This is a genomic window from Pandoraea morbifera (assembly GCF_902459575.1).
Taxonomy (GTDB): Bacteria; Pseudomonadota; Gammaproteobacteria; order Burkholderiales; family Burkholderiaceae; genus Pandoraea; species Pandoraea morbifera.
Genome location: NZ_CABPSD010000011.1, coordinates 146,137 through 168,634 on the forward strand (window position 1 = coordinate 146,137; position 22,498 = coordinate 168,634).

Annotated in this window: 24 protein-coding genes and 1 tRNA gene; all 25 read left to right on the forward strand. The window is 61.9% G+C overall.

Translation table 11 applies throughout. The features are described 5' to 3' along the window. The first annotated feature begins 46 nt into the window (after nt 1-46). The 25 genes from PMO31116_RS18015 (at nt 47) to PMO31116_RS18135 (ending at nt 22,441) form a co-directional block, all read left to right on the forward strand. Entirely contained in the window at nt 47-814 is a 768-nt protein-coding gene (locus PMO31116_RS18015; protein WP_150567925.1) for a BON domain-containing protein, read from the forward strand. Nucleotides 815-991: 177 nt separating this feature from the next. After that, complete coding sequence (locus PMO31116_RS23765) at nt 992-1,537, forward strand: c-type cytochrome (RefSeq protein ID WP_174971445.1); 546 nt, start codon at nt 992-994, stop codon at nt 1,535-1,537. A gap of 10 nt (nt 1,538-1,547) precedes the next feature. Further along, nucleotides 1,548-2,843 (forward strand): FCSD flavin-binding domain-containing protein, encoded by a 1,296-nt coding sequence (locus PMO31116_RS18025; protein ID WP_150567947.1) that lies wholly within the window; start codon nt 1,548-1,550, stop codon nt 2,841-2,843. 258 nt (nt 2,844-3,101) lie between these two features. Further along, nucleotides 3,102-4,808: a ShlB/FhaC/HecB family hemolysin secretion/activation protein gene (locus PMO31116_RS18030; protein WP_246185360.1), complete on the forward strand. Its 1,707-nt coding sequence runs from the start codon at nt 3,102-3,104 to the stop codon at nt 4,806-4,808. A 349-nt stretch (nt 4,809-5,157) separates the two neighbouring features. Beyond that, entirely contained in the window at nt 5,158-5,505 is a 348-nt protein-coding gene (locus tag PMO31116_RS18035; RefSeq protein WP_023598443.1) for an ArsR/SmtB family transcription factor, read from the forward strand. Between the two features lie 160 nt (nt 5,506-5,665). Then, nucleotides 5,666-7,030 carry a sulfite dehydrogenase gene (gene soxC / locus PMO31116_RS18040; protein ID WP_150567927.1) on the forward strand — a complete coding sequence of 455 codons (1,365 nt, stop codon included), beginning with the start codon at nt 5,666-5,668 and terminating at the stop codon, nt 7,028-7,030. A gap of 94 nt (nt 7,031-7,124) precedes the next feature. Further along, complete coding sequence (locus tag PMO31116_RS18045; protein ID WP_150567948.1) at nt 7,125-8,246, forward strand: c-type cytochrome; 1,122 nt, start codon at nt 7,125-7,127, stop codon at nt 8,244-8,246. A gap of 82 nt (nt 8,247-8,328) precedes the next feature. Then, the gene (locus PMO31116_RS18050; RefSeq protein ID WP_023598446.1) at nt 8,329-8,658 is read left to right on the forward strand and encodes a c-type cytochrome; all 330 of its coding nucleotides are present in this window, start codon (nt 8,329-8,331) and stop codon (nt 8,656-8,658) included. A gap of 135 nt (nt 8,659-8,793) precedes the next feature. Continuing rightward, nucleotides 8,794-9,258, forward strand: coding sequence for a thiosulfate oxidation carrier protein SoxY (gene soxY / locus PMO31116_RS18055; RefSeq protein ID WP_023598447.1), 465 nt, complete (start codon nt 8,794-8,796; stop codon nt 9,256-9,258). Nucleotides 9,259-9,290: 32 nt separating this feature from the next. Continuing rightward, on the forward strand, nt 9,291-9,602 hold the full coding sequence (gene soxZ / locus PMO31116_RS18060) for a thiosulfate oxidation carrier complex protein SoxZ (RefSeq protein ID WP_150567928.1): 312 nt from the start codon (nt 9,291-9,293) through the stop codon (nt 9,600-9,602). A 265-nt stretch (nt 9,603-9,867) separates the two neighbouring features. Next, a complete protein-coding gene (gene soxA / locus PMO31116_RS18065) occupies nt 9,868-10,653 on the forward strand; it encodes a sulfur oxidation c-type cytochrome SoxA (RefSeq protein WP_246185365.1) in 786 nt (261 codons plus the stop codon). A gap of 19 nt (nt 10,654-10,672) precedes the next feature. Further along, entirely contained in the window at nt 10,673-11,323 is a 651-nt protein-coding gene (soxX, locus tag PMO31116_RS18070) for a sulfur oxidation c-type cytochrome SoxX (protein WP_150567929.1), read from the forward strand. Nucleotides 11,324-11,414: 91 nt separating this feature from the next. Then, nucleotides 11,415-11,927: a TlpA family protein disulfide reductase gene (locus PMO31116_RS18075; protein ID WP_246185361.1), complete on the forward strand. Its 513-nt coding sequence runs from the start codon at nt 11,415-11,417 to the stop codon at nt 11,925-11,927. A 90-nt stretch (nt 11,928-12,017) separates the two neighbouring features. Next, nucleotides 12,018-13,727: a thiosulfohydrolase SoxB gene (gene soxB / locus PMO31116_RS18080; RefSeq protein WP_150567930.1), complete on the forward strand. Its 1,710-nt coding sequence runs from the start codon at nt 12,018-12,020 to the stop codon at nt 13,725-13,727. 138 nt (nt 13,728-13,865) lie between these two features. Continuing rightward, nucleotides 13,866-13,941: transfer RNA gene (locus PMO31116_RS18085), tRNA-Ala, on the forward strand. Nucleotides 13,942-14,260: 319 nt separating this feature from the next. Beyond that, entirely contained in the window at nt 14,261-14,635 is a 375-nt protein-coding gene (locus PMO31116_RS18090) for a MarR family EPS-associated transcriptional regulator (protein ID WP_150567931.1), read from the forward strand. Then, a complete protein-coding gene (locus PMO31116_RS18095; RefSeq protein WP_425494808.1) occupies nt 14,613-16,079 on the forward strand; it encodes a mannose-1-phosphate guanylyltransferase/mannose-6-phosphate isomerase in 1,467 nt (488 codons plus the stop codon). The genes PMO31116_RS18090 and PMO31116_RS18095 overlap by 23 nt, the downstream gene beginning before the upstream one ends. 101 nt (nt 16,080-16,180) lie before the next feature. Further along, on the forward strand, nt 16,181-17,296 hold the full coding sequence (locus PMO31116_RS18100; RefSeq protein ID WP_150567932.1) for a DegT/DnrJ/EryC1/StrS family aminotransferase: 1,116 nt from the start codon (nt 16,181-16,183) through the stop codon (nt 17,294-17,296). Further along, nucleotides 17,293-18,042, forward strand: coding sequence for a WbqC family protein (locus tag PMO31116_RS18105; RefSeq protein WP_150567933.1), 750 nt, complete (start codon nt 17,293-17,295; stop codon nt 18,040-18,042). Before PMO31116_RS18100 ends, PMO31116_RS18105 begins: the two co-directional genes overlap by 4 nt. Beyond that, complete coding sequence (locus tag PMO31116_RS18110; protein ID WP_150567934.1) at nt 18,043-19,017, forward strand: DegT/DnrJ/EryC1/StrS family aminotransferase; 975 nt, start codon at nt 18,043-18,045, stop codon at nt 19,015-19,017. Further along, the gene (locus PMO31116_RS18115; protein ID WP_150567935.1) at nt 18,992-19,489 is read left to right on the forward strand and encodes a GNAT family N-acetyltransferase; all 498 of its coding nucleotides are present in this window, start codon (nt 18,992-18,994) and stop codon (nt 19,487-19,489) included. The genes PMO31116_RS18110 and PMO31116_RS18115 overlap by 26 nt, the downstream gene beginning before the upstream one ends. Nucleotides 19,490-19,548: 59 nt before the next feature. Next, nucleotides 19,549-21,066, forward strand: coding sequence for a lipopolysaccharide biosynthesis protein (locus PMO31116_RS18120; RefSeq protein ID WP_174971450.1), 1,518 nt, complete (start codon nt 19,549-19,551; stop codon nt 21,064-21,066). 23 nt (nt 21,067-21,089) lie between these two features. Then, nucleotides 21,090-21,650, forward strand: a complete 561-nt coding sequence (locus PMO31116_RS18125) for a hypothetical protein (RefSeq protein WP_150567937.1) — start codon at nt 21,090-21,092, stop codon at nt 21,648-21,650. A 21-nt stretch (nt 21,651-21,671) separates the two neighbouring features. Further along, complete coding sequence (locus tag PMO31116_RS18130; RefSeq protein ID WP_150567938.1) at nt 21,672-22,007, forward strand: hypothetical protein; 336 nt, start codon at nt 21,672-21,674, stop codon at nt 22,005-22,007. Beyond that, the gene (locus tag PMO31116_RS18135) at nt 22,004-22,441 is read left to right on the forward strand and encodes a haloacid dehalogenase-like hydrolase (RefSeq protein WP_150567939.1); all 438 of its coding nucleotides are present in this window, start codon (nt 22,004-22,006) and stop codon (nt 22,439-22,441) included. The genes PMO31116_RS18130 and PMO31116_RS18135 overlap by 4 nt, the downstream gene beginning before the upstream one ends. Nucleotides 22,442-22,498: the final 57 nt, after the last annotated feature.

Here is a 22,498-nt window from a genome sequence, read left to right on the forward strand (position 1 = left end):
GCGGCGGGGGCCGCCCCGTTCGACCATCCAACAAGGAGAATGCCCGATGAGTTTCCAACGCGCGGTCAAGCCGCTTGCCGCGGCAGCGTTGATTGCCGCAACCCTGGCCGGTTGCGCCCCCATCATTCTCGGCGGTGCGGCGACTGGCGCCCTCGTGGCGACCGACCGCCGTTCGGTCGGTGCGCAGACGGAGGACCGGGAAATCCAGGTCAAGGCCGAAGCCAATATCGCCAACAATCTGCCCGATGCCGCGCACGTGAACGTGACGGTGTTCAACCGCCGCGTGCTCCTGACCGGTGAAGTGCCGAACGACGCCAGCAAGCAGCGTGCCGTCGAGATCGTCAAGCAGATCAGCAACGTTCGCGGCATTGTCGACGAACTCGCCCTCGGACCGGCCAGCTCGTTCGGTTCGCGCTCGAACGACGCGTGGATCACCAGCAAGGTCAAGGCCAACCTGATCAACACGAAGGAAATCTCCGCCAACGTGTTCAAGGTGGTCACCGAGCGCGGCGACGTCTACCTCATGGGCCTGGTGTCCGAAGAGGAGGGCCGCATCGCCGCGAACGTGGCCAGCCGTATCGATGGCGTGCAGAAGGTCGTCAAGCTGTATGAGTACGTGAAACCGGAAGAAGCGCAGCGTCTGTCGACCGAGGCCGAGAAGAACCCGGCACCGGTGCAGGAGGGGGACGCGGGCGCCACGGTGACCACCACGCCCATCGGCAACGATACGGTGACGGCCAAACCCCTGTCCTCGCCCGCGCCGATCAGCGACGCGCCCGTCAAGCCCGGACCGTCGAACAAGACCGGCAACTGACGCACCGGTCCGGAACGCTGGCGAGCCGCAACGCATTGCGACTCGCCGCTTTCGGTCATCGGCTTCGGACCGAACGCTTCAGTTCGCCTTCAGCCGCATTCAAGCGCTCTCGACCGGTTCCCGCGGGCCCAACCCAACCCCAACCCAACCCCAACCCAACCGTTTCGGACGACACGCGTGCCCACACCTGCCGCTTACCGTCGCGTCGGTTCCACCGATGCCGAATCGCCCCGCCGCCATCGTTCCCGCGATCCGCGCGCGGCGCGTATGATCGCGGCGGCGCTCGTCTTGGGGGCTGCCTTGGGGGGCACGGCCAAGCTCGCGCACGGCGCACCGACAGCCGGGGCACGCGCGGCGTCGCCCGTGTATGTGGCGCCGGAAGCGGCACCGTCGGCCGCCGATCGGTTGGACTGGCAGGCGCGCGACTGGGCGATGGCGTGCATGAGCTGTCATAACGCGTCGGCCCCGATCAGCGCGGGCAAGGCAGTGCTTCCCGTACTGGAAGGCCGGCCGGCGGCCGAACTCATGGCCACCTTGCAAGCCATGCGCGACGCCCGGCGCGGCGCCACGCTGATGCCGCAACTCCTCAAGGGCTACCGCGACGACGAGTTGCAGCGCATCGCCGCTTACTTCGCCGCCCAGCCCGCGCCGTCCGGCGTCGGCAAATCGTCGGCCAAAGCGAACCCGGCGAACCCGACAAACCCCGCGCGCACCGCGCGATAGGTCAGACATGATGCGTCGTCGCGATTTTCTCTTCGGTATCAGCGCAACGGCCGCGTGCGTCGGCGCGACGCCCGCGTGGGCCGCGCCGCTCTGGCCGACGCCGGTCAAGGCGCGCTCACGCGTCGTCGTGATCGGCGGCGGCTTTGGCGGCGCCACGGCGGCCAAGGCGCTGCGCGTGCTCTCGGGCAATACGGTCGACGTCACGCTCGTCGAACCGAATGAGGCGTTCGTCTCCTCGCCACTGTCGAATCTCGTCGTCGGCGGCAATTTGCGCGTGAGCGACCTCACGGTGCCGTACGATATGCTCGTCAGGCGCCACGGCGTCGTGTGGCGTCGCACGCGGGCCAATGGCATCGACGCCGCGAGGAAGCAGGTGCAACTCGCAGACGGTGCGCGCCTGTCCTACGACAAACTGATCGTGGCGCCAGGCGTGTCGTTGCGTCGCGAGGCCATTGCGGGACTGTCCGATCCGGCGCTGCGCGACGCACTGCCGGTCGGCTGGACCGACGCGCGCGAAACCGCGCTGCTGCATGCGCGTCTGAAGGCGATGCCCGACGGGGGCGTGTTTGCCATCACCATTCCCGAAGCGCCGTTCCGCTGCCCGCCCGCGCCGTATGAGCGAGCTTGCCAGGCGGCCGCATGGCTTCGGCAACACAAACCGCGCGCGAAAGTGCTCGTGTTCGACGCCAACGATCAGGTGCTCGCCGAAGCCGAGCAGTTTCACGACGTGTGGCGCACGCAATTCGCCGGGATCGTCGAGTACCACCCGCAATTCAATTGCACCGAGGTGGCCACCGACGGCACGAGGCACCTGGCGCGTTTCGAACTGGGCGAGGAAGTTCGCGCCGATGTACTCAACGTCATCCCGCCGATGCGCGCGGGCGACATCGCGGTGCAAAGCGGACTCGCCACCGCCAACGGACGCTGGTGCGACGTCGATTTCCTGACCTTCGCGTCGGCGGCGCAGCCCGATATCCACATCCTCGGCGACGCCATCCAGATCGCGCCGCAAATGCCGAAGTCCGGGCACATGGCGAACCAGCACGGCAAGGTGTGCGCCGCCGCCATCGTTGCCACGCTCGCCGGGCGAACGGTCAACCCCGAGCCCCTGTACAGCAACACCTGTTACACGTTCGTTTCGGCCACCGAGGCGATGCACGTCGCCAGCGTGCACCGTTACGACACCGCGCAACGCACCATGCTGCCGGTTCCCGGCACGGGCGGCGCGTCGCCACGCGCCTCACGAGACGAGTTTGCCCTGGGACTCGCATGGGCACAGGGCATCTGGGCCGACATGCTGGCCTGATGCGGATGCCGGCGGGACACGCACCCGCCGCGACCACGTTTGGAGGAGATTCTCTAAGCGGGGGAACGTACGCGCCGCCACAGGATGCCCCGCGGGTGTTGTTCGGGTGCCGCATTCCCCCAGGTTTCCCTCGTTGACGGGGCCTGCGGCCTCTCGGTTACACTGGCCCAACGAAAAAAATCAGCGTTGGGGGGCATAGGGATGGCGTATCGCCAGGGAGGGTCCCGTCTTGCGTCACGCGTCGCGCGTGGGGACTCGGTGAAGTCGGTTCGCAACCGCAAAGTCGTTCAGATCGTTGCCGTCACCTTGTGCACGCTCAGTCTGGTCGGCGCGCAACAGGCGTGGGCCGATGCCAGCCCGGTGCGCGGCGACCCGATGCAAAGCATTCCGAAGATCGAGGTGCCCAAGGCGCCGGCGCCCACCATTCGGATTCAGCCGCCGACTCAGGAAGATGCGCTCAAGGCATTGCTCGCGCGCAAGCTCACCCCCAAGCGCTTTGGCATCGAGGGCGTGAAATCGCTGCCGTTCGATCAGGTCGCGGGCCTTTTCGCCCCGATGGCGGGCAAGGAAGTGACCATCGGCGATCTGGTCGAGAAGGCCAACGAAGTCACGAAGCTGTATCAGGACGCGGGGTATCTCCTGTCCTTTGCCTTCGTGCCCGCCCAGGACTTCAACGACGGTTTCGTGCGCGTGACGGTCGTCGAAGGTTACATCGCCAGCACCAAGATCACCGGCAAGCCGGGACCGTCGGAGCAGCGGCTGCGCGATATCGCGGCACACATCGAGGCGGAGCGGCCGCTCAAGCGCGCCACCTTCGAGCGCTATCTGAACCTGCTCACGCTCGTGCCCGGCATGAAGATCAAGGCCGATGTACAGCCGCCCACGCAAACCGACGGTGCGACGGAGCTTTCGCTGGATGTTTCGCGCCAGCCGGTCGCGCTCGGCACGTCGCTCTCGTATAACAACCCGGGCATTCGCGGCGTGTTCACCGTGGCGAGCAATGCCCTCACGCCGCTGGGCGAGCAGATCCAGCTCACGGCCATCGCGCCGAAGGGGCACAACGACGAAGAGTTCTACGCGGCGTCGTACATCCAGCCGCTGGGCTCGAACGGCCTTCAGGCGCGCCTCGACGCATCGCACTATCGCGGTCAGCCTGACGATCAGGCGCTCGCCGGCCTCACGCGACATCTCGACACGAAGCGCATCGCCGTGGGCGTGTCGTACCCGATCCTGCTCAACAACCAGCGCAGTCTCACGGTGAGCGGTGGCATGTACGGGGTGAATTCGCGCGACCGCTACGAAGTGCCGAACTCGCCCAATTACATCAATTCGCAGACGAACGTACGCGCCGGGCAGGTGCAGCTCGCCTACAACGAAGTCACCGACAAGCAGACCCGCAGCGCCACGCTCGGCGTCTTCAAGGGCTTCAACGGCATGGGGGCGAGTCAGTCTTACACGACGCAGCCGGCCGGGGTCGCGCAGATCCTCGGACCTTACGATCTCGGCTTCTGGCGCTTTACGCTCGACGGCAAGCAGGGAGTGGTGCTGCCATGGGATTTCGGGGTGATCGTGTCCGCCGGAGCGCAGTACAGCAGCAATACGCTGCCGACGTCCGAACAGGCGACCTTCGGCGGCCAGCGCTTCGGCCTCGGTTACCCAGCCGGTGAAATTGCCGGAGACAAGGGGTGGGGCGCGTCGATCGAACTCAACCGGATGTTCCGCACCGACTTCCGTTATCTGAAGACGATTCAGCCGTACCTCATTCTCGATACGGCGCGCGTCTACGTGAACTACGGCCAACTGTTCCACAACCGGCTCGCCTCGGTGGGGCTGGGGGTTCGCATCTCCGACAGCAAGTACTACTCGCTCGATCTCTCGATTGCCAAGCCGATGGCGGACGCACCCACCAACTCGCCGAATCGTCCGCTGCGCTTCAACGCGAACTGGTCATATCAGTTCGAGTAAGGCAGTCGGTCGCCACGGGGGCACATCGGTCGCCCCCCGCCATTTTTCTTATCAGGTTTTTCCCTGATGCCTCAAAGCTGCATGCCCTCGCACCTCCCGGCACCCGGCAGGACAACGACGCCGCCGTACCTCGCGTATTGGCATGACACGCGGCGCGCTATATCCGGCGGTATACATGGGAGGCGTGCAGTCAAACACCGGAATGACATCGGCCGAGGCGATACGTCGGCGTCCGACATGTTGCAGTGCAGCTTGCACACTTCGCCCGTTATTTTGATTATCCGTATATGCGTATGTAGGCATATACGGTATCTCTTGTGCCTTCACACGAACTCAAAGACTGACTGTCATGGAAGAACTCGATCGCGTATTCGAAAAGGTGTCGCATTACTTCAGCCTGCTCTCCGAGCCCACCCGGCTGCGGATCCTGCACGCGCTGTGTGGCGGCGAGCGCTCGGTCAACGAGGTAGTGACGGAAGTGGGTTCGTCGCAAACGAATGTGTCGCGACATCTGGGCGCGATGTACCAGGCGGGCGTGCTGGCGCGTCGACGCGACGGGAACCAGGTGTACTACGCGATCGCGGATACCGGGGTGGTCGAGATCTGTCGCGCCGTGTGCATTCAGGTCGCCGGCCGAATCGAGGAGGAGGCGCTGCCCGAGCGTGCCGTCGATGGCTTCATGCCGCGCGGGAGCTGATGCCCGTCGGCGCGCGTGGCGCAGACCGAATTGAATCCGTAACGCAGCAACCTGGCACGACCGTGCGGCAAAAAGACCGCCAGCGACAACCAAAACACAAGCGATAATCCGCCAGCCTCCTTGCGACGCCGGCGGACGCCACGAAACGCGAGGAGACAGGGTGAGCGACAAAGCATCGCGAGCCGGCCGTTTGCGCCGGGCTCCGGAGAATTTCATCGACGGCACATTGGCCGGCGACATTGCGCGCGAGGGACTCAATGCCACGCGACGCAGCTTCCTGCAACGCAGCTTCCTGGCCGCCGGCGCCGCGCTCGCCGGTGGCGGCGCCTTCGCGGCGGACGCCCCGGGCGCCGTCGGCGCCGGCGACCCCATGATCCTCGAGCCGCGCCCGTGGGCGACGTCGCTCGGCCAGCCCGTCGCGGCGCGCCCGTACGGCATGCCGTCGAAGTACGAGGCCAATCTGCAACGGCGTCAGTCCCCCGGGCTCACGCAAACCGCACAGGCTTCCGTTGCCTTCACGCCGCTGCAAGGTCTGTTCGGCATTATCACGCCCAGCGGCCTGCACTTCGAGCGTCATCACCAGGGCTGGCAGGAGATCGACCCCACGCAACACCGCCTGATGGTGCACGGCCTCGTGCGCGAGTCGAAGGTGTACACGATGGACGACATCATGCGGTTGCCCTCCGTGTCGCGCATGCACTTCATCGAGTGCGGCGCGAACACCGGCATGGAGTGGGGCAACGCGGCCGTGCCCACGGTGCAATACACGCATGGCATGCTGTCGTGCTGCGAATTCACGGGGGTGCCGCTCTCGGTACTGCTCGACGACGTGGGCGCCGACACCCGGCGCGGCCAGTACGTGCTCGCCGAAGGCGGCGACGGCTCGGGCATGACCCGCACGATCTCGATGGAGGCGGCGCTCTCCGACGTGCTCGTCGCATGGGGCATGAACGGCGAAATGCTGCGCCCCGAGAATGGTTATCCGCTGCGCCTGGTCGTGCCCGGCGTGCAGGGGGTGTCGTGGGTGAAGTGGCTGCGCCGCATCAAGGTCGGCGATGCGCCGTGGAATACCAAGGATGAAACCAGTCACTACGTCGATCTGATGCCGGACGGCCAGCATCGTCAATACACGTCGATTCAGGAGTGCAAGTCGGTCATCACGTCGCCATCGGGTGGACAGGCGCTGCTCGATCGCGGCTACTTCAACATCACCGGGCTGGCATGGTCGGGACGCGGCCGAATCAGGCGCGTGGATGTCTCCACCGACGGCGGCAAATCGTGGCGTCAGGCGCGCATCGAATCGCCGGTGCTGCCGAAGTGCCTCACGCGCTTCAACTTCGATTGGCAATGGGACGGTTCGCCCGCGCTGCTGCAAAGCCGCGCGGTGGACGAAACCGGCTTCGTGCAACCGCGGTATCGGCAACTGCGTGAAGTGCGCGGCACGAAGTCGATTTATCACAACAACGCCATCCAGACGTGGCAAGTGGCGGCCAACGGGGAGGTGACCAATGTTCACGTTGACTGAACAGAAGTCGCCGAGTCCGGCGCATCGCACGAAAAGCCGTGTCCTGGCAGTCGTGATCGCCGGATTGTGGGCGGGGGCGCTGGCCGTTGCCGCGATGACCGTGCTTGCATGGCTTTCCAGCCCGGCACAGGCCGCACCGGCCACGGTGCAGAAACCGGGATCAGGCGGGGCGCAAGCGCCGATCAAGGCACCGCCCGGCATCGGTCGCGACGCCACGGCCGCGGAACTCAGCGCTTGGGACATCGACGTGCGCCCCGACTTCAAGGGCTTGCCCAAGGGGCACGGGTCGGTTGCTGACGGCCAGAAGCTGTTCGATGCGCGCTGCGCGTCGTGTCATGGCACGTTCGGCGAGAGCAACGAGGTGTTCAACCCGCTCGTGGGCGGCACCACGGCCGACGACATCAAGACGGGGCACGTGGCGTCGCTGCGCGCGAACAATCAGCCGGTGCGCACGACGCTCATGAAGGTCGACACGATCTCCACGATCTGGGATTACATTCGCCGCGCCATGCCGTGGAACGCGCCGCGCTCGCTCACGCCGGATGAGGTGTACGCCGTCACTGCGTACATCCTGAACCTCGGCGAGATCGTGCCGTCGGATTTCGTGCTCTCCGACAAGAACATCGCCGACGTGCAGAAACTCATGCCCAATCGCAACGGGATGACACGCGCGCACGGCATGTGGCGCGTGGGCGACAAACCGGACACTCATAACAAGGCGTGTATGCAGGATTGTCCCGAGGCTGGTATCGTGACGTCCGCACTCCCTGCGTACGCCCGCGACGCACATGGGGATCTGGCCGCGCAAAACCGGATTATCGGCCCGGTGCGCGGTATCGATACGAAGCTGCCGCCGCTGTCGGGCACCGCCGCGCAAAATGCGTCGGTGCGCAAGACCGCGGCTCTCGCCACGCTCGGCATGGCGAGTCCGGACGCGCCGGCCAAAACCGCCGCTGCGACGTCACCGGCAGCAACGCTTGCGGACAAGAACGGTTGTCTGGCATGTCACGGTGTGACCGACAAGAAGATCGGGCCCGCCTTCTCGGAGGTCGCCGCCAAGTATCATGGGCAGTCGGATGCGGCTGAAAAACTGGTGGCGAAGATACGTGCCGGAGGCGCCGGTAACTGGGGCAGCATGCCAATGCCGCCGCAGTCGCAGGTCGCCGAAACCGACGTCCGTACGATGGTCGACTGGATTCTCCATGGTGCACATTGAGCGGGCAGGGTGTCCGACGGCCGCGCCATGTCACCCAGGCTGCCGCAGGACCCCGTCCCCTACACAAACCGAAGGAGATACGATGAAGAAGTTGCTGATCGCTGCGGCCATGCTGGCCGGTACCTCGCTGGCGCACGCCGGTGTCGATGTCGCTGCAGCGACCAAGCTCGCGGCCGCCAACGCCTGTATGGGTTGCCACGCCGTCGACAAGAAACTCGTGGGCCCGTCCTATCAGGATGTCGCAGCCAAGTACAAGGGCGACAAGGATGCCGTGGCCAAGCTGGTCAAGAAGGTGAAGGGCGGTGGCTCGGGCGTCTGGGGTCCGATTCCGATGCCGGCGCACCCGAACTTGTCGGATGCCGACGCCAAGACCCTGGTGGAGTGGGTTCTGGCAGGCGCCCCGGCGAAGTAAGCCCGGGGCAGGGGGCTCGCCGGCCGGTTGTCGCGTAGTCGTGGCGGCCGGTCTGGCGGGCGAACGGCGGCCGTTGCGATGCGCACATACCGTGCGTATCGCGGCGGCGGCCTTCAAAGAAGGAAACTCATAGAGATGAACCAACAGCGACGCGACATGCTGCGGTTTTCCGCGGTAATGGGACTGGCGGTTGCCGCCGGGCTGATCAAGCCCGAAGAGGCCCGCGCGGCACAGGAGTGGAACAAGGCGGCGTTTGCCACCCGCAGCGTGGCCGATACGGTCAAGGCGCTCGGCGGCACGAGCGCGAGCCCGAGCGATCAGGTCGTGCTGAGTGTTCCCGACATCGCCGAGAACGGTGCGGTCGTGCCGGTGGTGGTGGCAAGCAAGGCGCCAAACACGCAGATGATCGCGATTCTGATCGAAAAGAATCCGAACACGCTCGCCGCGTCGTTCGATATTCCCGAGGGCACGGAGCCATCGGTGACCACGCGCGTGAAGATGGGCCAGACCTCGAAGGTCTATGCGCTCGTCAAGGCGGACAACAAGTACCTCGTGGCCGAAAAGGAAGTCAAGGTCACGCTGGGCGGTTGCGGCGGTTGAGCGACGCATCGTAGAACTAGAGGAGCCACAACATGGGTAACCCGATGCGCATTCGCGCAACCGAGGCCGGCGGTGTCGTCGAGGTCAAGGTGCTGATGAGCCACATCATGGAAACCGGCCAGCGCAAGGACGCTTCCGGTAATATCGTACCGGCACACTTCATCCAGAACGTGACCGTCACGAGCAACGGAAAGACGGTGCTGTCGGCCCAATGGGGGCCGGCGGTGTCGAAAGATCCGTTTATGTCGTTCAAGTTCAAGGGCGCCAAGAAGGGCGACAAGGTCTCGGTCACGTGGACCGACAACAAGGGCGACTCGCGTACTGACGAGGCAACCATCGCCTGACAACGGGGCGAGCGTCGGAATGCCTCGGCGGCGCGCAGGCTGGCATGCCTGCCGCCAGGCATCCCGGCCGGGTGGGACGGCGTGGCGTTGCGGTCGTGCCGCGCAGTGTGTGCAAGCGGGCGCTTGCGGGGAAGGGTCCCCGTCGCGCGCCGACCAACCCCACAAAGAGGAGACTCAGATGAACGAGGCGCAACATAGCGCACGGTCGCGCAACACATGCCGCGCCGCATGGCGGCCCGGCATGCGCGGCGCAGTGCTTGGCGGCATGCTCGCCATCGCGGGCCTGAGCGCACCCGCATTCGCCGCGGAGAGCTCCACGGCCGATGCCATCGCGCAATACCGCGAGATGCTGGCCGACGGCAATCCGGCCGAACTCGTCGAAATGCGTGGCGAAGCGCTCTGGAAGACGCCGCGCGGCCCGAACAACGTATCGCTTGCGCAGTGCGACCTGGGCCTGGGCCCCGGCGTCGTGAAGGACGCCTACGCGCAACTTCCGCGCTACTTCCCCGACACTGGGCGCGTGCTCGATGCCGAGTCGCGCATCGTCGAGTGCATGGTGAATCTGCAGGGCTTCAAGCGTGCGGACGTCATCAAGCAGCCCTTCTCCAAGGAAGGTCAGGACCCGACCGATCTCGAGTCGCTCACTGCCTACGTCGCCGGTCAGTCGCGCGGCGCGACCATCCGCGTACCGCAGTCGCACAAGGAAGAGAAGGAAGCCTACGCGCGCGGACAGAAGATCTTTTATTACCGGGCGGGTCCGTACGACTTTTCGTGCGCGTCGTGCCACGGGGCGGACGACAAGCGCATTCGCTTGCAGGATCTGCCGAATCTGACAAAACCTGTCGCGGCGCGTCAGGCGTTTGCGACGTGGCCGGGGTATCGCGTCTCGCAAGGGGCGTTGCGCACGATGCAGTGGCGGATGAACGACTGTTTCCGTCAGCAGCGCATGCCCGTGCTGAATTACGGCTCGCAGGCGTCGATCGATCTGATTACCTTCATCGGTGTGATGGCCAATGGCGGCAAGATGGACGCCCCCGGCCTGAAGCGCTGACCGACCACGAGGCATACCCATGAAAACATTCGCATTGCGCGCGACGGGCGTCGCGCTGGCAGCGGCCGGGGCACTCGTCGTCGGCATGGCCTTTGCCGAGGGCGAGAGCGTGAAGCTCGTCACCGGGACGACCGATGCGGCGGTCGTGCAGGAACTGCGCAATTCATTCCACGGCTCCGGCATCGCCCAGCTCGATCGCATCGACCAGAGCGAGTTGCAGAAGCTGTGCACGCAGTACGCCACCAAGCCCATGCCGCCAAAGGTTGCCGAGCGTCTGCAAAAGGCGGAACTGGCGAGCGTCAAGGCGCCGGCCGACGGCAAGTATCTCGGCGACTGGAAGGAAGGCGAGAAGGTGGCGCAGAACGGCCGTGGCATGCAGTTTTCCGACAAGGCCGACACGGTCAACGGCGGCAACTGTTACGCCTGTCACCAGCTGACCAAGAGCGAAATCTCGTTCGGCAACATCGGTCCGTCGCTGTACAACTACGGCAAGCTGCGTGGTGATTCGCCCGAGGTGGTCAAGTACACGTGGGCCAAGGTCTACGATTCGCACAGCTTCATGGCGTGCTCGAACATGCCGCGATTCGGCTCGGCGGGCATTCTGACGGAACAGCAGTTGAAGGATGTGATGGCGCTGCTGCTCGATCCGGCCTCGCCGGTCAATCAATAACGCGCTTGCGCATCGCCGCGTGAACAGACGTGCCGCGGCCGGATCTCGTCATCCGGTCACGGCAGTCTGCACCCGGCCTCCGGAGTGCCGCATGAAACCCCTGATGGATTCGATTCATCGCATTGGCTCGCGCGCCTCGGCCGTGGCCTTGCTGGCGATGTGCCTGAGTGCGCCCGCGACCGCGCTCGAGGTGGGCGACACGGTTTCACTGCCGTCACTCACGCTGCTGGATGGCAAGACGATGCCCGCGAGCGCGTTCAAGGATCGGACGGTGATCGTCGAGTACTGGGCGTCGTGGTGTCCGTTCTGCGCGCAGCAGAACCCGCACGTGCAAAAGCTTTTCGAGGCCACGCGCGGCAAGCCGATCCAGATCGTCACGCTGTCGATCGACAAGAAGCCTCAGGACGCCGTCGACTATCTCAAGGCGCACGGCTACACGTTTCCGGCGGGTATGGAAAACGACGCGTGGCAGGCCGCGCTCGGCAAGCGTCGCGGCTTGCCAGAACTCTATGTGATCGGGCGCAACGGCAAGGTGTTGCGCAAGGAAGTGGGCGAGATGTTTGGCGAGGACGTGGCGGCGCTGGCCGATTACGCGGGCAAGTGAGCCCGGCGGTGGCTTCGACAGGCAACCGCAGCCCACGACAGACATTGACAAGGCAGGAGCGCCGCGCGATGCGTGCGCCACGGAGACGAAATGAATCGACGCGAGTTCATGCAGGTGTTGGCGGTGGCGGCAGCGGGCGGCATGGCGCTGTCGCATCAGGAGACGGCGGCGGCCCAGGCGGCCGCGGCGTTCTATGATCTGCCGAAGTTCGGCAATGTGCACCTGCTGCACTTCACCGATTGCCATGCGCAGTTGCTGCCGATCTATTTCCGCGAACCGAGCGTGAATCTCGGCATTGCCGACCAGGCGAACAAGCCCCCGCATCTCGTGGGCGAGGCATTCCTGAAGGCGTACGGGTTGCGTCCCGGCACGCCCGAGGCCTATGCGTTCACCTATCTCGATTTCGCCGCCGCGGCGAGAACGTATGGCAAGGTGGGCGGTTTTGCGCATCTGGCCACGCTCGTCAAGCGCATGAAGGCGTCGCGCCCTGGCGCGCTGCTGCTCGACGGCGGTGACACCTGGCAGGGTTCGGGCACGGCCATGTGGACCAAGGGCCAGGACATGGTCGACGCCACGCTGGCGCTCGGGGTCGACGTGATGACGGCGCACTGGGAATTCACCTACGGTGCCGAGCGCGTGAAATCCGTTGTCGAGGAGCAGCTCAAGGGCAAGATCGATTTCGTTGCCCAGAACGTGCAGACGAACGACTTCGGCGATCCGGTTTTCTCGCCATACACGATCAGGACAATGAACGGCGTGCCGGTGGCGATCATCGGTCAGGCATTTCCGTACACGCCGATTGCGAATCCGCGCTATTTCGTGCCGGACTGGACGTTCGGTATCCAGGAGGAGCGCCTTCAGGCGATGGTCGACGAGGTGCGCGGCAAGGGCGCGCAGGTCGTGGTCGTGCTCTCGCACAACGGCATGGACGTCGATCTGAAGCTGGCGTCGCGCGTGCGTGGCATTGATGCGATCATGGGCGGCCATACGCACGACGGTGTTCCGAAGCCCGTCGTTGTTCCGAATGCCGGGGGTAAGACGCTCGTGACGAATGCCGGCTCGAACGGCAAGTTCCTGGGGGTGCTGGACTTCGACGTGAAGGGTGGCAAGCCGGTGGATTTCCGTTACAAGCTGATGCCGGTGTTCGCGAATCTGCTGCCGGCCGATGCGCAGATGCAGGCGCTCATCGAGCGCGCACGCGCCCCGTTTGCGGCCAGGCTGGCCGAGCCGCTGGCGGTGACCGAAGGCCTGTTGTATCGACGCGGCAATTTCAATGGTACGTTCGATCAACTGCTGCTCGATGCGGTCATGGCGGAGAAGGACGCCGAGATCGGCTTTTCTCCGGGTTTCCGGTGGGGAACGTCGTTGTTGCCGGGGCAGACGATCACCATGGAGCAGTTGCTCGATCAGACGGCGATCACCTATCCGTATACGACGCTCACGCCGATGACTGGCGAGACCATCAAGACGGTGCTCGAGGATGTGGCCGACAACCTGTTCAACCCCGATCCGTATTACCAGCAGGGGGGCGACATGGTCCGCGTGGGCGGCATGGATTACGCGATCGATCCGATGGCACCGATGGGCAAGCGCATTACCGACATGCGTCTGAACGGCAAGCCGATCGAGGCGGGCAAGACATACAAGGTGGCAGGCTGGGCCCCGGTCGCCGAAGGGGCGCAGGGCGAGCCGGTGTGGGATGTGGTGGCTCGCTATCTGCGCGCGCAGAAGACGGTCGTGGCGAAGGCGCCCAAGGTCCCGCTCATCAAGGGCATGAAGGGCAATGAGGGCGCGGCCTGAACGATTCGTGGCGCCTCGGGGTTGAGGGGCGGGTGCGAGAGGGCCGCCGGGTCGTCGGCATCCCCTCGATATAATCCCGAGCAATTTTGTCGGCTGCTCGCCAGTCCCGCAAAAACCGATATAATCGCTGCTTGATGTGGGGCGGTAGCTCAGCTGGGAGAGCGTCGCGTTCGCAATGCGAAGGTCGGGAGTTCGATCCTCCTCCGCTCCACCAATCTCTCGTTTTCCCGTGGGAGCCTGCTCCCATGTCGCATTTCTGCCGTTCATCGCTTCCACTTGGTGCTTTTCGCTTTGGGTTTCCCTGTCATCCGAGCGCTGAGTGCGATTTTGCCGATACTCCGTCGGGGTTGGCACCGAATTTCTTCATAAATACTTGTCATCGTATGGGCGCATTCGCAAGTGCTGATAGAATTGTTCGACTTCGTGCAGAAGTCGGCTGCGCTGCATTCGCGATGTTCGGAAACGCGACGGCAAGCCGGCCTCCTGCCGAGTAGCTATTCCATTCCTGGAAAATTCAGAAAGGTGCTTGCCCTATGTCGAGTCGTCAGACGTTAATCCAGAGGGATACCGATTTTCGAGTCCTTCGAATTTTGCAGGAGACGCCGGACATCACCCAGCGCGAACTCGCCGAGAAGCTTGGCGTCAGCGTGAGCGGGATGAATTATTGCCTGAAAGCATTGATTGCCAAGGGTTGGGTGAAGGTGCAGAACTTCAGCAACTCGAAAAACAAGTTCGGCTACGTCTATATTCTGACGCCCCGCGGGCTTACCGAGAAAGCTGCGCTGACCAGCGAATTCCTGTCGCGAAAGATGCAGGAATACGAGGCGCTGAAGGCCGAGATCGGGGCGCTCCAGTTCGAGGTTGAAAATCAACAGAATGAGGGACATGAGCAAAATGCCTGTAGTTAGTCCAGTCATCTTGTGCGGTGGTTCGGGTTCCCGCCTTTGGCCACTGTCCCGCTCGGGCTTCCCCAAGCAATTTCTGAGTCTGACGGGGCGTGAGACGCTTTTTCAGCAAGCGCTGGCGCGTCTTATCGGGGTGGCCGACACGAACATCAAACTGACCGCACCGTACGTTGTCAGCAACGAAGCCCATCGCTTCCTCGTGACAGAACAGATGCGGGAAAGCGGTGTCGAACCCGCGAGCGTCCTGCTTGAGCCGGTTGGCCGTAACACTGCACCGGCACTGACGCTGGCCGCACTCGCGGCACGTGAGGCGGGCGACGATCCTGTGCTGGTCGTCACGCCGTCAGATCATGCGATCACTGACGAAACGGCATTCCTCACAGCCGTTCGGCGCGCGGTTACCCACGCCGCAGAGGGCGCATTCGTTATCCTGGGCGTCACGCCGGACCGGCCCGAGACCGGGTTCGGCTACGTTCGGGCCCAGGCACGCGCCGACAGCGCCGACGAAAGCGTGTCTGCCGTTGAGCGCTTTGTCGAAAAGCCCAATGCCAGCGACGCACAAAAGTACCTGGATGAGGGCGGCTATTTCTGGAATGCAGGAATGTTCGTCGTGCGCGCGTCGGTTTGGCTACAGGCGTTGCGCGCTTTCCGGCCTGACATTGCGGACGCGGTCAATGCGGCCTGGCAACAACGGACACGAGACGGCGCGTTTCTTCGTCCCGACCGTGACGCGTTTCTCGAAGTCCCTGGCGAGTCGATCGACTATGCGGTGATCGAGCGGTGCCCGGGCAGCGAGTTCCCCATCAAGATGGTCGCCCTGGATGCCGGTTGGAGCGATCTCGGTGCATGGGACGCCGTTTGGGATGCGCTCAAGAAAGACGAGAGTGGGAATGCGCACGTCGGCGACGTGATTCTGGAGAGAACCCGTAACACGCTAGTTCATGCGACGAGCCGTCTTGTCACCGTTGTCGGTGGCGAGGACCTGGTTGTCGTGGAAACGGCCGACGCGGTCCTTGTGACGCACAAGAACGAATGTCAGCGGGTCAAGAAAATTGTCGAGACACTCGGCCATGGGAACCGCGGCGAACGAGATCTGCATCGGAAGGTTTATCGCCCGTGGGGATGGTATGACAGCGTCGACGAGGGCGACCGGTTCAAGGTGAAGCGCATCCAGGTAAAGCCGGGTGCCAGCCTGAGCTTGCAAAAGCATCGGCATAGAGCCGAACACTGGGTCGTCGTATCGGGCGTTGCAGACGTCGTGTGTGGCGACAAGGTCTCACGGCTTACCGAGAATCAGTCGACGTACATACCTGTTGGCGAAGTCCATCGCCTGACGAATCCCGGCGATACGCCGCTAGAGGTTGTCGAAGTGCAATCCGGCGGATATCTCGGAGAGGATGACATCGTGAGGCTGGAAGACATCTACGGCCGAAAAGAAAACCACTAACGCAGCGGAACGCCGCGCGTCGCTTGAGCCAGTCCAGGACGTCCTGGACTGCGACGCCCGCGAGTACCGTGTCATGTCGCAATAAACACCGGAATTTCCTGATGACGACCAGGCCAATTTACGTAACGCAACCGACCCTGCCTCCGCTTGAGGAGTTCATCCCGTATCTCGAGGAAATCTGGGATCGGAAGATGCTGACCAACGGGGGGCCATTCCACCAGCAGCTTGAAAAAGCGCTGTGTGAGTATCTTGGGGTTGAGCATGTTGCGTTGTTCTCCAACGGCACGCTTGCGCTCGTCACCGCGCTTCAGGCGCTGAAGATTACGGGCGAAGTTATTACGACGCCATACTCGTTCGTGGCGACTGCACATTCGCTGCTTTGGAATGGACTGACCCCCGTATTCGTCGACGTCGATCCCAAGACGCTGAATCTCGACCCGGCAAAAATCGAGGCGGCCATTACGCCGCGCACGACGGCCATCATGCCGGTACATTGCTATGGTCATCCATGCGACACGGCAGCGATCGAGAAGATCGCCGACAACTATCATCTGAAGGTCATCTACGATGCCGCGCATGCGTTCGGTGTTCAGGACGCGGGCGGTAGCGTCTTGCGGCACGGCGATCTTTCCGCGCTCAGTTTTCACGCGACGAAGGTGTTCAACACCTTCGAGGGCGGCGCGCTGATTTGCCCGGATGCCAAAACGAAGCAGCGCGTGGATCAGCTCAAGAATTTCGGTTTCGTCAACGAAGTCACGGTGGTCGCGCCTGGCATCAATGGCAAGATGAGCGAAGTGAACGCAGCCTTTGGCATGCTCCAGCTAAAGCACGTCGATGCTGCGTTGCAACGTCGTGAGGTCGTCGATAAAGCGTACCGCACGGGTCTCGCAGACGTTACGGGAATCGAATGTTTGCCGGACGCCGGCGAAGCGAAGGCCAACTTCGCATATTTCCCCATCCTCGTGCACGAGAACTACAAACTTTCGCGCGATGCGTTGTATCAGGCGCTGGGTGAGCGAGGCATCCACGGCCGCCGGTATTTCTATCCGCTGATTTCCGACTTCCCGATGTATCGCGGACTGCCGTCTGCGCAGCGAAGCAATTTGCCGCATGCGGCTGCGGCTGCGGACAAGGTTATCTGTCTGCCGATCTACCCGGCACTTGAGGATGAAAACGTCAAACGCATCATCGACACGATTCAGGAGCTGGGACGATGAAGGTAGGCATTATGCAGCCGTATTTTCTACCCTATATCGGCTATCTTCAGTTGATGAATCTGGTCGATAAGTGGGTAATTTTCGATGATATTCAGTTCATCGATAAGGGGTGGGTGAACCGTAATCGGATACTCCATCCCGATGAAGAAAAGGAATGGCAGTTCATCACCTTGCCTCTGAGCAAGCGTGGTCAATTCGACAAGATCTCGGCGCTCCGCGTTGACCATACTGCGAAGTGGCGAGAGCAGATTCTTGGCAAGTTGACCATGTACAAGAAGAAGGCGCCGTTTTACAAAGACGCTGTCGCCTTCGTGAATCAGTGCTTCTCAGCGACGCACGACGATCTTTCGGCGTTCCTTGAGCATACCCTGAGAACGACGGCACGTACGTTCGATATGCGCTGTGAATTCCTGACACAGTCACGAGCCGGTTTCGATACGTCGCAAGTTGAGACGCCGGGTCAATGGGCGCTGGAAATCTCGAAACAACTCGGCGCCGACGAATACATCAATCCTCATGGCGGCGTCGAGATTTTCGACGAGGCCGAGTATGCCGCGAACGGTGTGAAGCTGACGTTTCTCAAACCGACATTGACGCCGTACAAGCAGCGGCGCGAGGGATTCGTGCCTGGCCTATCCATCGTCGACGTGATGATGTGGAATTCGATCGACGATATCAAAGCGATGCTCGAGAACGATTTCTCTCTGAAGACAAAGGCTGAGTTGGTGGAGGCGGGGGAAAAGTAAATGGCTATCCTGAAAAATCCCGAGCAGCGAGATGCATTCTCGCGTCGATTGAAATTCGCCGGTGCCGCGCGAGAAGCGTGGCGGTACGTCATCGAAAGAACGCCGCATTCGAAACACAAGAAGGTTTTGCTTCCGGCGTATATCGGTATCACCGATCGTGAAGGCTCCGGCATCTTCGATCCCGTCGAATTGGCGCAGGCAAACCCTGCGTTTTATCGGGTCGACGATCTTCTGCGCCCCGATTACGACGATATCGCCCGCCAGCTTGCGAACGGCGACGTCGGCCTGATTCTCGTGGTTCATTATTTCGGCGTCGTGGAAGTTGATTTGGCACGAGTGCGGGCGCTTTGCGACGCCAATGCCGTGGTAATGATCGAGGATTGCGCGCACGTTTCGGGCGTTCTAACCGCTCCTGGCCCGATCGGGCAAGTTGGGGATGCGGCCTTCTACAGCTTGCACAAGGCAATCGCAGCCCCTTCGGGCGGGATGCTCAAGATCAACAATCCTTCGGCGTTCCTGGACATCGATTTTGCCAATGCCGGTTGTGATCCCACTGTCGTGGAACAGTTGTACGCGACCGATTTCGAGACCGTCAATCGCATCCGCCGCGAGAATTATGCATACATCGCCGGACGTCTTTCCGGTGTCGAAGGGGTGACGGTGCTCTATCCCGAAATAGGGGACAAGATTCCGCATGATTTCCCTATTTGCATTCACGACGGTTTGCGCGAAAAGCTGTATTTCCGTTTGGCGGATCATGGCATGCCGACCGTCGCGCTCTATTACCGGATGATTCCAGAGATCGATCGCAGTGTGTATCCGGTGAGCCATGGGATTTCGCAGAGCATTCTCAATCTGCCGGTGCATCAGGAAACGACGCTCGCAGATCTCGAACGACTTCTCGATACGTTGACGCTGGAGCTCAAAGTACTGCGAAAAGAGACGCTCAATGCCGGAGCCGAGCGTGCGGACTGATAGCCAGACGGGGTCTTCCGGCGGGTCGGTCACCGACGAGATTCGCGAATTGCTGTTCGACGAAAACGTTCGTCGTGGCGGGAAGTTCATCCCGGGCGACTTTGACGCTTATGTCGAAAAGATCCATCGTCACGCCGAATTCTTTCGTCATTATCGCAACGGCAAGTGCGACGCGTTTATTGCTTTTTATTGCAATGATCCCGATGCGAAACGGGCTTTCATCACGCTGGTACTCACTGCCCCTTCGGCGCGAGGCTCGAAAGTGGGTGCCGGACTGGTCGCCGCGGCGGTAGCGACGGCGCAGGCTCGAGGGTTCTCGAGTGTCGAGCTGGAAGTCGACGTGGAGAATGCTCCTGCGGTGGCGCTCTATAAAAAATCCGGATTCGACGTGCTTCGCGAGACCGCCGGTCGTTACGTCATGAAACGATCGCTGGATTCGTCCGCCAACGACGACGGGCCGCTCCGCCGTTAAGCCGGTATGAAAATGCTAATCGGAACCTCTTTGAAGCAAGGCGGGATCGCTCTGTGTCCTTGAGATACAACATCGCGGCCAACTATGGCGCGCAAGCCTACGTTACGTTGATCGGCATTCTGATCCTGCCGTTCTATGTTCGGCATTTGGGCGCAGAGGCTTACGGACTGGTCGGATTTTTTACGCTGTTACAGAACTGGTTCAACTTACTTGACCTTGGCCTGAGTCCGACTGTCGCGCGCGAAACGGCTCGCTATCGCGGCGGCGCGCTCTCGGCTTTGAATTACCGGCGACTGTTGCGCAGTCTTCAATTGATTTTCGCGGCGATCGCGATAGTCGGAGGCGCCGCGTTGATGTTTGGCGCAGGTTTCATCGCGCATACGTGGCTGAAGGTCCAGCATTTGCCGTTTGCAGACGTCCGAACCTCGATTCAATTGATGGCGCTCGGCGTCTCGTTGCGATGGATGTCCGGCCTGTTTCGTGGGGTGGTCTCGGGCTCGGAGCAATTCGTGTGGCTTAGCGGATTCAACGCGATCATCGCGACGTTGCGATTCCCGGGCGCGTTGCTCGTTCTGATTTGGGTGTCTTCGTCGCCCGTGGCGTTTTTCGCTTACCAGTTTCTCGTCGCGCTCGTCGAGCTTTTGGGATTGATGACGATGGTGAGGAAGCATCTTCCTTCACTTTCCGCCGGGGAAGAGATCGGTTGGTCCGTCGAGAGCCTTGTTGGCGCAATTGCGCCGGTGCTCAAGTTTGCGCTGAGCACCGCATTCACGTCTGCCGTATGGGTGCTGGTCACGCAGACCGACAAGTTGATTCTGTCGAATCGCCTTCCCCTGGACGAGTACGGCTATTACTCCCTGGGCGTTCTCGTTGCTGGCGGTGTGTTGATGGCGTCGGGGCCGATTACCAATTCGGTCATGCCAAAAATCACGAAACTGCATGCCGAAGGTGAAGAGAACGAAATTACGCGACTATATCGGGCCACAACGCAATGGGTAGGCGTCGTGGTGATCCCGGTAGTCGTCGCAATCGCGTTGTTCGCGCATCACATTCTTTTCGTCTGGACGGGAGACGCCGTTCTCTCGTCGCATGCTGCACCGATTTTGATTTTCTACACACTCGGTAACGGACTGCTGTGTCTGAGCGGGCTGTCGATCCTGCTTCAATATGCGCACGGCAACATGCGCCTCCACATTATCGGGAACGTGATTTTTGGGGGCGTATTTTTCCCCTCGCTCATCTGGGCAACGAGCCAATTTGGCGTGATCGGTGCTTGCTGGACGTGGCTCGCTCTGAATACGGCGTCCTTTGCACTCTGGTTGCCGGTCGTACATCGAACCTTTCTGCCGAAATTGCACGTGGCGTGGCTCGTGCGAGATGTGGGCACGATTGTTTTGGCGACACTGATTCCCGCCGCATTGCTTTCGTGGACGGTGAAGTGGCAGGGTGATCGACTCATCGACTTATTCATTTTCTGCGCTATTGGCATGATCCTGGTTGTCGCAGCTGCCATCGGTTCGTCGGTGATGCGGGAGGCCGTACTCAGGTACGTAACGCCTCGAATCCGACGGGTCTGAGGCATGGTGGACATTGCATATCTATGACATACGAAATCGATTCCGAACTGCTGCATCCCGACGCGGAAGATGCGCGCCTTGTGCGAAACCTTGCGACGAATCAGGCGATTCGGCGTTCGCCGGTTTTGCGTGCGGCGTGGCGGGCGTTAAAGGGGTTGGGTAAATCGCCAGCGAAACAAACGGCGGCCGCTCGCGGTGTCACCGGGGATCTCGTCGTGGTTTTCCGCCACGTCTACATTTCTCAGGACGCAAAGCGTTTCCCGCCGAAAGCGCGCCCGGCGGGCTTCGACCATAACAAATGCTTCGATAATCTTGTGCGCACGGTGAAGGCCAGCGCTCACGCGAATCGCGTGAAAATTGTCGTCTTGTATAACGGGACACAGGCACAACTGGAGGCAGACTCTTTTGAGCAACGGTTGCGCAATTGCGGACTGCACGTGCAGGTGAAGTTGCTCGCGGCAAAATCTGCGGTGGAAGCGGTGCTCACGATGTTCCGAGTGGTCCGTGCCATGCCGTTGAAGCCGGACGATATCGTCTACCTGCTGGAAAACGATTATCTTCACGCTGACAACTGGGTTGATTAAGTTTTCGAGGCATACGAGGCATTGCCGGGCATCGAATACCTGTCGCTTTACGATCATCCGGATCGATACAAATTACCGCACCGATATTCGCGCTCCACGCTCTACGTGACGGCAACACGCCATTGGGTTTCCGCACCGTCGACCTGTGGCACCTTCCTCGTGAAGTTCGGCGCGCTGTGCCGCGATTTCAAGTATCTGTATTCAACGAAGAACGATCATCAGATGTTTCTTCGGCTGACTCAGCGACTGAAGCGGCCATTGCTCACACCCGTACCGGGCCTCGCAGTGCACTGTATGACCGCGCATCTGGATCCGTTGCAACGATTCGAGGAGTCGTTGATCGGAGCGCCTGAATGAGTCAAGGCCAATTCATCGTCTTCGATGTCGACAAGACACTCATTGACGGTAATCTGCATGAGCACATTCTCGATCGGTGGTGCGAAGGTTCGAGATGGCGAAGCTGGTTGCGCGCCAGCGTACCTGTTTTCTCGAAGTTGCTACCGCTCGCAACCTTGCGCAGACGCGTCGAGTATTTTGCGACGCAGATGATCAATGCGCACGATATGGGCAGGCTTACCAGCGAGATCTTGTCCGACGGCACCGCAACCAACCTCGACCTTGTCCGTCGGATTCGTCGTTATCGTCGTCTCGACTATACGGTCGTGCTGGTTTCCGCCGCGCCACAACGAGTCGTTGCGCCGTTAGGGCGACAACTTGGGCTACCGGTGTTCGGATCAACGTGTATCTGTGGCCTTGTCGTTCGGGATCTGCTGACCTGCCCCCTTCAATAGGGCCAATGGGCTTCTAGCAAAGTCCCTTTAAACCAACTCCTGGAAAGCGGCAGGAGC